Consider the following 12,563-nt stretch of genomic DNA (forward strand, 5'->3'; position numbering starts at 1 on the left):
AAGGGAAATACCGCGCAGCTCTCAGCTTGCCAAGGCGCAGCGGCCATTGCCGCGCTGATTAGTCGCAAAACACGGCCATAGCTCGACTTGCCTGAGCTGATATGACTCCCGTCCCTGCCACTGGATTGTCATATTCAGCTGGTTAGCTGGCGCCCAAGGAAGGGAGATCAACTTGAAATCCATGTTTGCCACTCACCGCGTCAAGCTCACTGCATTGCTGTTCGCAGCCAATGCGGGCCTGATCCTGCATCTACTGGTGGGGGAGATAAAACCCGTCATGGCGTGGGATTGGCTGGATATTGCCGGCGAAGGAGGCTCGGCCCTGCTCCTGCTGCTGTGGACCTGCCTGCTGCTGAAGAGCCGACCGGCAGGTCGCGTGACCAACCTGTTATTCCTGGGCCTGGCGTGCCTGTTCTTCAGCCTGTTCATGGATAGCGTGGATGAATTCATCGCCCTGCCCGATGCCATAACCTGGGACGGTTGGCTGGAATCGGGCCCAATGCCCATCAGCTTTGTCTTGCTGACCATGGGTATTTTCCACTGGCACCGTGAACAACTGGCAATCAACGAACAGATGCGCAACCGCGAGCGGGTCTTTCGCGAGCATCGACATTTCGACAAGCTCACCCCGCTGGGCGACGCCAACTACCTGCGCACGCAGTTACAGTTGGCGCTTGGCGAGGCCGCAGATGAGCAACAGCCGCTGTCGGTGATCATGCTGGATATCGACGGCTTCTCCCGAGTTAACCACGGATACGGCCACGCTGAAGGGGACCGTCTGTTGCAGGTGCTGACGCAACTGATGCTGCTCAACCTGCGCCAGCACGACCTGCTTTGCCGGCTGGCCGGCGACCGCTTCGTGATAATCCTGCCGCATACGGGAGAGCGACAGGCGCAGGTGCTGGCCACCGAACTGAGCGAGGCAGTGCGCAGTCTGGCCTACAAGAGCAGCCGTCACGGCGAGCGCATGAGTCTGAGCGCCACCGTAGTGGCGCTGATGGCTCGCGAGGAGGATTCGGAGGCGCTGCTGCAACGATTGAATATCACCATGGTCCGGACCAAGCGGAGCCTGACCATCCACTGTGGACGGCAGACAGGATGAACAACTGGCTGGAGTGCGACACGCGATTCATCCCGGCACACTACCAGCCCGCCAGTCTTATTGACCTGGCGCTGGGCCGCGGCGTGAATGTGCATCGACTGATGCAGGGCACAGGACTTTTCCATGACGATATTCTTGCCGGCAATCTGCTGATCAGCCCGCTGCAGTTCTTACAGCTGATCGCCAACCTAGAGCAGCACATGCAGGCCGATGACACCAGCTTCCTGCTCGGAGAACAGTGGCTGCCTGGGCATTACGGCGCAGCCAGCCATGCCCTGCGCCACGCCGCCAATCTGCATGAGGCACTGGAAAGGCTGGTATGCCTGCAACCGCTGTTGTGGCCGTTGCTGCGTGTGCGGCTTCGGGTGGACGAATATCATGTCTGGCTGGACTGGGGCGACAGTTTCGGGGCGGGCAAGCAGAACGTATTCCTGATCGAGGCCGGAATGGCCGCGGTGACCGGTATGAGCCAGTGGCTGTCCGGTCAGCGTCTGCCCTGGACATTTCACCTGGCCCATACCCAGCCGCGCTATATCGAACAATACTGGGTGCATCTAGGCGACGATCTGCGCTTTAACAGCCCACTGAATCAGATGTGCCTGCCGCGCAGTTATTTGCCCCAACCCTGGAGCAGCGCGTCGACGACCGCCGGGCAAGTAGCCGAACGCGAGGGCCAGGCCATGTTGGCGGCGTTACCGGCTTCACAAAGCCTGCTCGATGCCCTGCATGATCATCTGGTGGCGCAGGTTCGCCAGCCACTGCGCCTGGAAAGCGTCGCCGAGGCCTTTGACATGAGTCCGGCGACCCTGAAGCGTAAGCTGCAAAAGCACGGCACGCGCTTTCAGAAGCAGCTGGACCACGCCCGATCCAGCGTCGCCCTGGAGCTGTACCTGAGCCGCGGGTACTCAAGCGAAGAGGTTGCGGACTATCTCAATTTCAATGACCGGGCTAATTTCCGCCGCTCGCTACGTCGCTGGACCGGGCTGTTGCCGGGTGAGCTAAAGGATTGGCTGCGGGGTACCTAGCTGGGATGCGCGGAGGGTGCAAGCAGAGCGAGAAAGGGGTTGTGGCCGCGCGGCCGACAAAGCAAGGCCGCCAGTGCGGCGGCCCTCGTTGAAGCTTAAGCGGTTTTTTTCTTCGCTTTCTTCAGGTCCTTGATTTTCTTTTCGTGCTTCTCGATCTTGGCTTCCCTGGCCTTGATCTCCTTCTTGGCGGATGTATCGCCTTTATCAGCAGTTGCTTTCGCTTTCTTCGCCATGGGATGACTCCTTGCTTTTGAGGTTGTCCCGGGACCGTGGTCTTTGGATAAATCCACAAGCCGGTTCAAGGGGTTGGACCGCAGCAATCAACGACTGTCTGCCAGTCAGGGTACCCGGCCGATAGAAGGTATTGGTCCGTCCTGCTTCCAGGAGGGCACACGGACATTTCGACTGACAGATCAGCCAAGCCGGATACCCTGTCGTTATCGTTGCGCTTGCTCCATACTTTGGGTTCGTGGCCCAGACATATTGGCTGACAATTCAACGATCAACAGCGCCCCGTCCGGCAATGTGCCAGCGGATAGCGCTTCGGGAAGTACGTTTGATGGATATTTTGTTCTTCTGGCCGACCTTTGCGATTTTCCTGCTGGGCTTCATTCTGATTGGCATCGGTTTCACCTTGCGCGAGAAACCGGCCGGGATCGCGGTGCTGTGGGCGGGAACGCTATGTATGCTGGCGCTGGTGTTCTTCCACGTGAGCAATGCCGTAGCGCTCTGATACAGACTCGCCCCGGCAGGTACCGCGTTACCGGTTAAGGGTCAGCAGTACAGCGCTGGTCGGGCCGACGGCGACAGTGAAGGTGCCGTCTTGCGCTTCGATCAGTTCGCGATATTCGGTGCCCACCGGCCGGCCGTCCCGACTGCCATCGAAGGTCTGTCCGCCAAGGGTGATCCCTTGCTGGGCGTCGAAGGACGGCGCGATCAAGCGCTTTACCTCGCCGATGGCGTAACCGGGAATGGTTACCCGAACCGGCCCCGATGCGCTCGGGTCCTTGTTGATCAGCGCCAGGGAGATCCGATTGGTGTCGGGGTCGCGTGTGGCCCAGGCCTTGACATTGGCATCGCTGGCCAGCGAGATAGGTAACATTTCCGCGCGGTTTCCCGACACTTCGGCGAAGAACAGCATCCCGTAATACACCGGCAGCACTTTTCTCAGTTCATAGCTGACCGGGAACTGCGCATCCGCGGGCGGTTGCACCTCGGTGCTGGATGCCTGGTATTGCGCCTCGGGAACGTCAAACATAAAAGCGCCAGACAGGTCCCAGCCGTGCGTGCTGTTCCAGGTATTGCTGTGCAGGTTGACGCCGCTGATGCCAGCGTAGGCGTACTCGAACAGCGCATCAGCGCTCCACAGCGTCGCTTCGAAGGCATTGCTGATGCCCGGCTCGCCCGCGCACATGATTGAATTCATCTCGGACAGGCGGTAGGGCTTGCCCATCTTGGTGGCAACCTTGATATAAGGCTCGGTGGCCTCGCGGTTGTTCGTAACGGCATCAGGCTGCAACAGGAAGCCCGGCTGGGGATCGCCGCCGCAGGCGGAGCTACCGCCATTATAGGCGTGCTGGCTGACGAAACCGATGATCTGATGCTCTTGGGTCAGCAGTCGCTCCAGCTCCAGTGGGGTGCCAAAATCCGATTCCTCTGCCAGGGGGAACGGCGCACTGCCGGCGAACCCGGCCATCGAAGGCCCCATCAACGGCGGGCCACCCGGAATATTGGACCCGATCTGGCGAGCGAAGAACCGGTATTCTCCCAGGTATTCTTCAAAGTCATAACCGCTGTCGCGGTGGTCGTTGTAGACAAACAGATCGGGTTGGTTGCCCAGTTCGAATGCGTCGATCGAACCAGCTGGCATTTGCTGAACGTAGGTCCTGGCCTGCAGCGCAGCGAGGCCCGGCACACCTGCGCCCATGTTAAGCCCCATCAGGAAGGAAACGCCTTCGCCAGCTGCGTTCATGTCGCGCGTCAGTTGCGCCATGGGGGTGACGGTATTGGGGGTCGGTTCGCGGGTACGGTCCGTGCTGCTGCCCCCAACACGTAGCGACAACGGACTGCCGCTGCGCTCGACAAGGTTGGTCAGCAGTTGCCGATAAATGGGATTGGTGCCGATGGCCGGATCACCCATCATCATTTGCGCCTGGCCCCATTCATGGGAAAAGCCAAGGAAACTTTCAGGGATACGCGGGCCGGTCTGCTCCGGATCAATCGAGACGTTGGCGAGTACGCTTGACGCTTCACTGACGTTGACCGTCACTTGATGCTCGACCGGCTCGCCCTGCGCGTTGGTCGCGGTCAAGGTGTAGGTGGTCGTTTGAGCTGGCGCAACGACTGCCGAAGCGGCCGGCGTGGCGGTCAGCTGCCCCAGCTTCACGGCCTGAACATTGCCCAGTTCCCACGCGAGCTCGGTGGTCTGGCCTGCGGTGATCGACGTCGGCGAGGCGGTGAAATGCTGGATAGCCCCAACGGCTTCAGCCGGCGCATCCGGGCCGCTGGCAGCGCACCCAGCCAGCAGCATTGCATAACAGGCTGAGACGATGATCCGCAGTGGCGGCGTGTGGCCAAACGCGCCGACCGATGCCTGGTCGGTCCGTGAGTCCTGTGTGCCAGTCTGGTCCATAGTCCTTAACCCCTCGGAAAATATCAAAATTACAATGACCACCCGATCGGCAGTACGTAGAGCAGCGCAATCCGAGCACGACCACATAACCCGCCGCGCGGTTCGCTGTCATGCCGCAGCGGCTGACGCTCTCGCTGCTCCATCCACAAAAGTTGGCCATCGTCGTCCAGCTGTACGACACAGGTATTAGCGGGAATGCTGGTATCGAAAGCATGGCTGATATTCATGGCCATCATTAAGCTATCAATGACAAAGCCTAGCTCAGTATTCAGGTTTGCCGAACGCGGATCGCCATTTTACGACCCTATGCAGATACGATTGCCGTACTGCGTGCAGGTACCTCGCAGCCGCCGAACCTGCTTGCGGTTGTAGCGACCCATCAGTCAACTTTTTCAGCAGATGGTTCCCCGCATCAGGCAGGCAACCTGCGACTGGATCGCCGATTGACTGGCCCGCTTTTATCAGTTCAAGCGCAATGCCGGGCTCAGCCTGAGCATGTCGAGTATCCCATCGACCAGCAATGGGGCTTTGTCCGGCAAGTCCAGACCCTCCGGGTTCATCAACCATTGATCGATGATTCCACTGATGAAACTGTGCACGCAGCGGCTGGCAAGTGCAGCATCCAGGTTGGCCGGTAACTGCCCCTTGGCCATGGCGAGGCGCACTGCGCTTTCGGTGTTTTGATCACATAAGCTGCGAAAATCCCGAATGCGCTGACGCAAGCCGCACATTTCGTCGGTGTACTCGCACTTGTGGAAGATGATCTCGTTGATGCGTCGGATCGCCGGATCAAGCGCCACACGCTGGAATATCGTAACGATCAGCTCACGCAACCGGCCAAGGGGATCGGGCTCGTCCTCGTTACGACTGGCTTCGCCCAGCGGTTGCAGCGGCATGTGAGCCGTTTCCAGCAGCGCAGCCAGCACTTCGGTCTTGTCCTCGAAATGCCAATAAATCGCGCCGCGCGTAACCCCGGCGGCCGCCGCTATCTCAGCTAGTGAGGTTCGCGAAATGCCCTTTTTGTGAAAGCACATTTCCGCCGCCTGAATAATCTGGGCGCGGGTTTCCTGAGCTTCCTCTTTGGTGCGTCGAGCCATGTGCCGTACTCGCTGGGTGTCGGATCTTCGGCCCTGATATTGCAGCAGATAGTGAAGATCAATAAGGTTGATTGAGCTAATAATGCTTACAAACATACGCGAATGTAAGTATATTGTCGCCCTACAACTGACCAATGCCTTCCCGGGCCGGTTTACTCATTCTGTACTCGTTCACGAGGTTCGTTCATGCCAGCCATGCCAGTCCGCGCTGCTCTGCTCCCGGTCCTGCTAATCGCAGTGGCGCTGTTAAGCGCCTGCGGTAAAGAAGAAGAGACCGCTCCCTCAGCTGCCGAGAAAAGTACACCTGAGGTCGGCATTGTGACGCTCGAAGCCGAGCCTTTCACGCTGACCACTGAGCTGCCCGGTCGCACAGCCGCGTATCGCGTCGCTGAAGTCCGCCCCCAGGTTAACGGCATCATTCAGAAGCGTCTGTTCAAGGAAGGCAGTGATGTGAAGGCAGGCGACCAGCTCTATCAGATCGATCCGGCCATTTACGAGGCAACGCTGGGTAGCGCCAAGGCCGTACAGGCATCGACCAAGTCCTTGGCCGACCGCTATGACGTACTGGTCAAGGAAAACGCCGTGAGTCGGCAGGCTTATGACGAAGCCCGCGCCTCGAACATGCAGGCCGAGGCGGCGCTGGAGCGGGCGCGCATCGATCTGCGTTACACCAAGGTGCTGGCTCCCATCTCCGGACGCATTGGCCGTTCCGCTGTCAGCGAGGGTGCACTGGTCAGCAATGGTCAGGCTGGTGCCATGGCGACTATCCAGCAGCTGGATCCAATCTACGTCGACGTCACCCAGCCTGCGCGCGAACTCTTGCGCCTGCGCAGGGATCTGGCCGCCGGCCGGCTGGAGCGCGCAGGTGACAACGCCGCCAAAGTCAATCTGACGCTGGAAGATGGCACGGTTTACGAGCATGACGGCACCCTGGAATTTTCCGAGGTATCCGTCGAAGCGGGCACTGGATCGGTGACGCTGCGCGCCGTATTCCCCAACCCCGACAAGATCCTGCTACCGGGCATGTTTGTTCACGCTGAACTGGTCGCCGGCACCCGCAGTGAAGCCATTCTTGCACCACAACAGGGCGTGACGCGCACCCCAACGGGCGCCGCGACGGCTCTGGTAGTCAACGGCGAGAATGTCGTCGAGCTGCGCAATATCAAGGTGGACCGTACCGTCGGCAATCGCTGGCTGGTGAGCGAAGGGCTCAATGCCGGGGATCGTCTGATCACCGAGGGCTTCCAGTTCATCCGCCCTGGCGCTGAGGTCAAGGCTGTGCCTGCCGGTAACATCGACCAGGCGGCACCGCAACCCGGTCAGGAAGGTTAATCACCGATGCCACATTTCTTTATTGATCGACCGATCTTTGCCTGGGTAATCGCTCTGGTAATCATGCTGGCAGGCGGCTTGGCAGTTCTCACTCTGCCGGTCAACCAGTACCCGAACATCGCACCGCCCGCCGTACGGATCTCCGTTAGCTACCCGGGCGCCTCGGCGCAAACCGTGCAGGACACGGTGGTACAGGTTATCGAGCAGCAGCTCAACGGTATCGACGGCCTGCGCTACATCAGCTCGCAGAGTAACTCCGACGGCAGCATGCAGATCAATGTGACCTTCAACCAGGGTACCGATCCGGATATTGCCCAGGTTCAGGTGCAGAACAAGCTGCAACTGGCGACGCCTCTGTTGCCGCAGGAAGTACAGCAGCAGGGCATTCGCGTTACCAAGTCGAGCAGCAATTTCCTGATGGTCGTCGGCGTCGTATCAACCGACGGCAGCCTGACCCGTGATGACCTGTCCGATTACGTGGTGTCGAACATTCAGGATCCGATCTCACGCACCGATGGCGTGGGTGATTTCCAGGTGTTCGGCGCGCCCTATGCCATGCGTATATGGCTGGATCCCGCGAAGCTGAATAACTTCGAACTCATGCCATCGGACGTCAGCGCCGCGATTCGAGCGCAGAACGTGCAGATTTCCTCCGGCCAGTTTGGCGGCTTGCCGGCCGTGCCCGGCCAACAGCTGAGCGCCACCATCATCGGCAAGACGCGGCTGCAGACGCCCGAGCAATTTCGCAACATTCTGCTGAAGGTCAACAGCGACGGCTCGCAGGTGCGGCTCGAAGATGTCGCTCGTGTCGAAATGGGTTCGCAAAGCGCGGCCATCACGGCGTTGTATAACGGCATGCCGGCCACCGGGATCGCGGTGAACCTGGCCACCGGCGCCAATGCGCTGGATACCGCCAATGCGGTGAAGGAGACGATCGCCAGTCTACAGCCGTTCTTCCCCCCAGGGATGGATGTGGTCTATCCGTTCGAAACGGCTCCGGTGGTATCGGCGTCGATCGAGGGCGTGGTGCATACGCTGTTCGAAGCCATTGTGCTGGTGTTCCTGGTGATGTACCTGTTCCTGCAGAACTTCCGCGCCACGTTGATCCCGACCCTGGCCGTTCCCGTGGTCCTGCTCGGCACCTTCGGGGTGCTGGCCGTATTCGGTTTCAGCGTGAACATTCTGACCATGTTCGCCATGGTGCTCGCGATCGGGCTGCTGGTGGACGACGCCATTGTCGTGGTGGAAAACGTCGAACGGGTCATGGAGGAAGAAGGCTTGCCGCCGGTTGAGGCGACCCGCAAATCCATGGATCAGATTCAGGGCGCACTGGTCGGTATCGGCCTGGTACTGTCCGCCGTGTTCGTCCCCATGGCGTTCTTTGGCGGCTCCACCGGGGTGATCTATCGACAGTTCGCCATTACCATTGCCTCGGCGATGACCCTGTCGGTCCTGGTTGCGCTGATCTTCACGCCGGCGCTGTGCGCCACCATGCTCAAGCCCATTCCGAAGGGTTCGCATCAAGAGAAGCGTGGCTTCTTTGGCTGGTTCAACCGCACCTTCAACCGGGGCGTGAATCGCTATGAAAACGGCGTTTCCTCGATTCTGCGGCGCAAGGCGCCTTATTTGCTGTTGTACGTGGTGATTGTCGGCATCATGGCGTTTCTCTTCACCCGGGTACCCTCAGCGTTCCTGCCGGATGAAGACCAGGGCGTGCTGTTTGCCCAGGTTCAGACACCAGCCGGCTCCACCGCCGAGCGTACGCAGGCAACCGTGGACAGAATGCGCGAGCATCTGCTCCAGGAAGAGGGGGATATCGTCAATTCGGTATTTACCGTTACCGGCTTCAACTTCGCTGGCCGCGGGCAGAATTCCGCCATCGCCTTCGTCGGTCTCACGCCCTGGGACGAGCGGCCGGATGCGGAGCAGAGTGTCTTTGCGCTGGCTAAGCGCGCGCAGAAAGAATTCGACACCTATCGCGATGCCAAGGTATTCGCCTTCGCTCCGCCGGCGGTGATGGCCCTGGGCAACGCTACGGGCTTCAACCTGTTCCTTCAGGACAACGCCGGTGTAGGGCATGAAACCATGATGCAGGCACGCAACCAGTTCCTGGGCATGGCTGCCGAACACCCTGTGCTCACCTCCGTGCGTCCAAACGGACTGGACGACGAGCCGCAGTATCAGCTGACCGTGAACGATGAACAGGCGCGGGCGCTGGGCGTTTCGCTCAGTGACATCAACAATACCCAGTCGGTTGCCTGGGGCTCGAGCTACGTCAATGATTTCATTGACCGCGGCCGCGTCAAGCGGGTGTACCTGCAGGGCGAAGCCGAAGCGCGTATGACGCCGGAGGATCTGGATAAATGGTTCGTACGCAACAATCAGGGTGACATGGTCCCCTTTAACGCGTTTGCTACCGGCGAATGGATCTACGGCGCGCCGAAACTGGCACGCTACAATGGCGTGGCGTCAATCGAGATCATGGGCGAGGCAGCTCCTGGTTACAGTACCGGTGATGCCATGGCTGCGGTCGAAGAGTTGGCTAGCCAGCTCCCACCGGGGGTAGGTATTGCCTGGACCGGCCTGTCCTTCGAAGAGCGGCTCTCCGGGGATCAGGCGCCAATGCTGTATGCCCTGTCATTGCTGGTCGTGTTCCTGTGTCTGGCAGCCTTGTATGAGAGTTGGTCGATTCCGATGGTCGTGATCCTGGTGGTACCCCTGGGCGTCGTCGGTGCGCTGCTGGCCACGCTGGGTCGCGGCCTGTCCAACGATGTGTTCTTTCAGGTCGGCCTGCTCACCACCGTCGGCTTGACGGCCAAGAACGCCATTCTGATCGTGGAGTTTGCCAAGGACCTGCATGAGCAGGGCATGAGTCTGGCCGATGCCGCAGTTGAAGCCTGTCGGATGCGACTGCGTCCGATCATCATGACGTCCATGGCATTCACCCTCGGCGTGGTTCCACTGGCCCTGGCCAGCGGCGCGGGTGCCGGCAGCTCCCATGCGATCGGTACTGGCGTCATCGGCGGTATGTTGACCGCCACCGTACTGGTCATATTCTGGGTGCCGCTGTTCTTCGTCCTGGTGTCGTCGCTGTTTGCTCGCAAGGAGCAGCCCAAGCCGGACAGCGAAGCGGCCATTCAGGAGCCTACGCCATGAAAAAAACGCTATTGAGCGTAGCGCTGGCAGCTACGCTGAGCGGCTGTTCGATGATTCCTGATTTTCAGCGCCCCGAGTCGCCGGTCGCCGATAGCTGGCCGCAGGGCGCGGCCTATTCGGCCAGCAACAACGAACAGACCGCCGACCTTAACTGGAGTCAGTTCTTTCAGGATCCGGCGCTGCGAGAGTTGATTGGCGTTGCCCTGGAAAACAACCGTGACCTGCGTATTGCCGCGCTCAACGTGGATGCGACGCGGGCGTTGTACCGCATCCAGCGCTCAGATCTGTTTCCGTCGATCAGCGCTGACGGTGGCGGCAACCGCAGTCGCACCCCTGCCAGCCTGAATCCGATGGGCGAAGCAGATATCAGCAGCCAGTACAGCGCCACCTTGGGCATTGGTTGGGAGCTGGATCTGTTCGGCCGTTTGAGCAGCCTGCGCGAACAGGCTCTGGAAGAGTATCTAGCCACCGAAGCGGCTCAGCGCAGTGTGCAGATCAGCCTGATCGCTGCCGTAGCCAATACCTACCTGACCTGGCAGGCCGACCAGGCGCTGCTGGAGATAACCCGCGGCACGCTGGAAACCTACGACGAGAGCCTGGCGCTGACCCAACGCAGCTTCGATATCGGCGTGGCCTCGTCTCTGGAACTCACCCAGGCACGCACTGCGGTGGAGACAGCGCGCAGCAGTCTTGCCCGCTATACACGCCTGGTGGCCCAGGACCGTAACGCGCTGGCCCAGTTGCTGGGCCAGCGCCTGCCCACCGACAGCGTGCAGCCCATCAACCTGCGATACAGCTACCTGACCGAGTTGCCGGTGGGATTGCCCTCGGAGCTGTTGGTCAATCGGCCGGATATTGTCGAAGCCGAACGCCGCTTGCGCGGGGCCAACGCCAATATCGGCGCAGCGCGTGCCGCCTTCTTCCCGAGCATCAGCCTGACCGGTGCGGCGGGCAGCGCCAGCAGCGATCTGGACGGATTGTTCGAAAGTGGTTCGGATTACTGGAGTTTCTCGCCGAGCATCAGCCTGCCGATTTTCAATGCCGGTCGCCTGCGCGCCAATCTCGACTATGCGGAGATCATTCGAGACGCTCGCGTAGCCGAGTATGAGCGCTCCATTCAGGAAGCCTTCCGTGATGTGTCGGATGGCCTGGCTGCGCGAGATACCTACGTGCAACAGGTTCAGGCGCAGAGCGATCTTGTCGAAGCCAGTGAAAGCTACTTCCAGATTGCCGAACGGCGGTACCGCACCGGGGTGGACAGCTACCTGACGCTGCTCGATGCCCAGCGCCAGCTGTTCACCGCGCAGCAACAGTTGATTGGTGACCGTTTGAGCCAGTTGATCAGTGAGGTCGAACTGTTCAAGGCATTGGGCGGTGGCTGGCAGGCTGACGCTACCGCCACGCAGTGATAGCGCCCACCTCGCCGGCTTGGCTTAACGCAAAGCCGGCGGTGGGTGACCTGTCTGAACAGTCAGATCATTATGCCGCCGACTGTTCTGCCTGGCGCTCAAGCTCGGTCTTCAGCTCCGGATCCAGCTTCAGTTGCCGCGCCAGCTCGTCCAGATAGGCGCGCTCCATATAATTTTCCTCGTCCACCATCAGCAGGCTGGCCAGATACATTTCAGCAGCCATTTCCGGCGTACCAGCGGATTTGGCAATCTCGGCCGGATCCAGCGGTTTGCGTAGCTCCTGGTCAAACCAGCTCTGCAGCTCGCGGTCTTCAGTCAGCTTGATGATCTCACCCTCGATCAATTCCCGTTCCCGGTCATCGACATGTCCGTCAGCCTTGGCCGCGCCGATGACCGCGCGCAGAATGGCCTGGCTGTGTTCCTCGACCTGCGGCGGCGGCAGACGATCAACCGTTCGGGGCTCCACCGCGCTGGTGTTGCCGTTCCGTTGTTGCCAGTTGCCGTAAGCCTTATAGGCGATCACGCCGAGGGCAGCCAGCCCACCATAGGTCACGACTTTCTTGCCAACCTTGCGCCCCTTCTTATTGCCCATCAGCAAGCCAATCGCCGTACCGCCCAGGGCTCCGCCGCCAACGCCGGACAGTAGGCCGCCCAGCGGTGAATCGCTGCGCCCGGTTGTTTGCCTGGAGGATGCGGGACCGGTCTGCCCCTGCAGCAGATCGGAGCCGGATTTTAATAGCTGATCGAGCAAACTTTTGGTGATCATGAGTAATACCTCGGTATTCACTGGGGTGACACCAGTTGTGACGT

General features: G+C 60.2%; 11 protein-coding genes. 6 read left to right on the forward strand and 5 right to left on the reverse strand.

The features are described 5' to 3' along the window. Nucleotides 1-181: 181 nt before the first annotated feature. Nucleotides 182-1,102, forward strand: coding sequence for a GGDEF domain-containing protein (locus tag FHK95_RS15700; RefSeq protein ID WP_150305643.1), 921 nt, complete (start codon nucleotides 182-184; stop codon nucleotides 1,100-1,102). Then, nucleotides 1,099-2,127: an AraC family transcriptional regulator gene (locus FHK95_RS15705; protein WP_150305577.1), complete on the forward strand. Its 1,029-nt coding sequence runs from the start codon at nucleotides 1,099-1,101 to the stop codon at nucleotides 2,125-2,127. Before FHK95_RS15700 ends, FHK95_RS15705 begins: the two co-directional genes overlap by 4 nt. 95 nt (nucleotides 2,128-2,222) lie before the next feature. On the opposite strand, the gene FHK95_RS20060 is transcribed toward FHK95_RS15705, so the two are convergent. Further along, nucleotides 2,223-2,360 (reverse strand): hypothetical protein, encoded by a 138-nt coding sequence (locus FHK95_RS20060; protein WP_178114821.1) that lies wholly within the window; start codon nucleotides 2,358-2,360, stop codon nucleotides 2,223-2,225. Between the two features lie 326 nt (nucleotides 2,361-2,686). Between FHK95_RS20060 and FHK95_RS20065 the strand changes: the two genes are divergently transcribed. Continuing rightward, complete coding sequence (locus FHK95_RS20065; protein ID WP_178114822.1) at nucleotides 2,687-2,860, forward strand: hypothetical protein; 174 nt, start codon at nucleotides 2,687-2,689, stop codon at nucleotides 2,858-2,860. Nucleotides 2,861-2,887: 27 nt separating this feature from the next. On the opposite strand, the gene FHK95_RS15710 is transcribed toward FHK95_RS20065, so the two are convergent. The 3 genes from FHK95_RS15710 to FHK95_RS15715 all read right to left on the reverse strand — a co-directional run bounded on the left by FHK95_RS15710 (nucleotide 2,888) and on the right by FHK95_RS15715 (nucleotide 5,856). Then, nucleotides 2,888-4,759 (reverse strand): glycosyl hydrolase family 79 C-terminal domain-containing protein, encoded by a 1,872-nt coding sequence (locus tag FHK95_RS15710; RefSeq protein WP_178114823.1) that lies wholly within the window; start codon nucleotides 4,757-4,759, stop codon nucleotides 2,888-2,890. A 29-nt stretch (nucleotides 4,760-4,788) separates the two neighbouring features. Further along, nucleotides 4,789-4,986 carry a phospholipase D-like domain-containing protein gene (locus FHK95_RS20070; protein WP_178114824.1) on the reverse strand — a complete coding sequence of 66 codons (198 nt, stop codon included), beginning with the start codon at nucleotides 4,984-4,986 and terminating at the stop codon, nucleotides 4,789-4,791. Between the two features lie 234 nt (nucleotides 4,987-5,220). Further along, complete coding sequence (locus FHK95_RS15715; protein WP_150305579.1) at nucleotides 5,221-5,856, reverse strand: TetR family transcriptional regulator; 636 nt, start codon at nucleotides 5,854-5,856, stop codon at nucleotides 5,221-5,223. 186 nt (nucleotides 5,857-6,042) lie between these two features. Between FHK95_RS15715 and FHK95_RS15720 the strand changes: the two genes are divergently transcribed. The 3 genes from FHK95_RS15720 to adeC are packed head-to-tail and all read left to right on the forward strand — an operon-like array spanning nucleotide 6,043 to nucleotide 11,753. Continuing rightward, on the forward strand, nucleotides 6,043-7,188 hold the full coding sequence (locus tag FHK95_RS15720) for an efflux RND transporter periplasmic adaptor subunit (protein WP_150305580.1): 1,146 nt from the start codon (nucleotides 6,043-6,045) through the stop codon (nucleotides 7,186-7,188). Nucleotides 7,189-7,194: 6 nt separating this feature from the next. Beyond that, complete coding sequence (locus tag FHK95_RS15725) at nucleotides 7,195-10,344, forward strand: efflux RND transporter permease subunit (RefSeq protein ID WP_150305581.1); 3,150 nt, start codon at nucleotides 7,195-7,197, stop codon at nucleotides 10,342-10,344. Next, nucleotides 10,341-11,753, forward strand: coding sequence for an AdeC/AdeK/OprM family multidrug efflux complex outer membrane factor (adeC, locus tag FHK95_RS15730; RefSeq protein ID WP_150305582.1), 1,413 nt, complete (start codon nucleotides 10,341-10,343; stop codon nucleotides 11,751-11,753). The genes FHK95_RS15725 and adeC overlap by 4 nt, the downstream gene beginning before the upstream one ends. Nucleotides 11,754-11,823: 70 nt before the next feature. Here adeC and FHK95_RS15735 read toward each other — a convergent pair whose 3' ends face one another. Next, nucleotides 11,824-12,519 (reverse strand): tellurite resistance TerB family protein, encoded by a 696-nt coding sequence (locus FHK95_RS15735; RefSeq protein ID WP_150305583.1) that lies wholly within the window; start codon nucleotides 12,517-12,519, stop codon nucleotides 11,824-11,826. Between the last annotated feature and the right edge of the window lie 44 nt (nucleotides 12,520-12,563).

It is taken from the genome of Pseudomonas saliphila (genome assembly GCF_008638345.1).
Taxonomy (GTDB): Bacteria; Pseudomonadota; Gammaproteobacteria; order Pseudomonadales; family Pseudomonadaceae; genus Halopseudomonas; species Halopseudomonas saliphila.

Coding starts and splice junctions, on each gene's coding strand:
- FHK95_RS20070 (WP_178114824.1), bottom strand. CDS start 4,986: ATGAATATCAGCCATGCTTTCGATACCAGCATTCCCGCTAATACCTGT.
- FHK95_RS15720 (WP_150305580.1), top strand. CDS start 6,043: ATGCCAGCCATGCCAGTCCGCGCTGCTCTGCTCCCGGTCCTGCTAATC.
- FHK95_RS20065 (WP_178114822.1), top strand. CDS start 2,687: ATGGATATTTTGTTCTTCTGGCCGACCTTTGCGATTTTCCTGCTGGGC.
- FHK95_RS15710 (WP_178114823.1), bottom strand. CDS start 4,759: ATGGACCAGACTGGCACACAGGACTCACGGACCGACCAGGCATCGGTC.
- FHK95_RS15715 (WP_150305579.1), bottom strand. CDS start 5,856: ATGGCTCGACGCACCAAAGAGGAAGCTCAGGAAACCCGCGCCCAGATT.
- FHK95_RS20060 (WP_178114821.1), bottom strand. CDS start 2,360: ATGGCGAAGAAAGCGAAAGCAACTGCTGATAAAGGCGATACATCCGCC.
- FHK95_RS15725 (WP_150305581.1), top strand. CDS start 7,195: ATGCCACATTTCTTTATTGATCGACCGATCTTTGCCTGGGTAATCGCT.
- FHK95_RS15705 (WP_150305577.1), top strand. CDS start 1,099: ATGAACAACTGGCTGGAGTGCGACACGCGATTCATCCCGGCACACTAC.
- adeC (WP_150305582.1), top strand. CDS start 10,341: ATGAAAAAAACGCTATTGAGCGTAGCGCTGGCAGCTACGCTGAGCGGC.
- FHK95_RS15700 (WP_150305643.1), top strand. CDS start 182: ATGTTTGCCACTCACCGCGTCAAGCTCACTGCATTGCTGTTCGCAGCC.
- FHK95_RS15735 (WP_150305583.1), bottom strand. CDS start 12,519: ATGATCACCAAAAGTTTGCTCGATCAGCTATTAAAATCCGGCTCCGAT.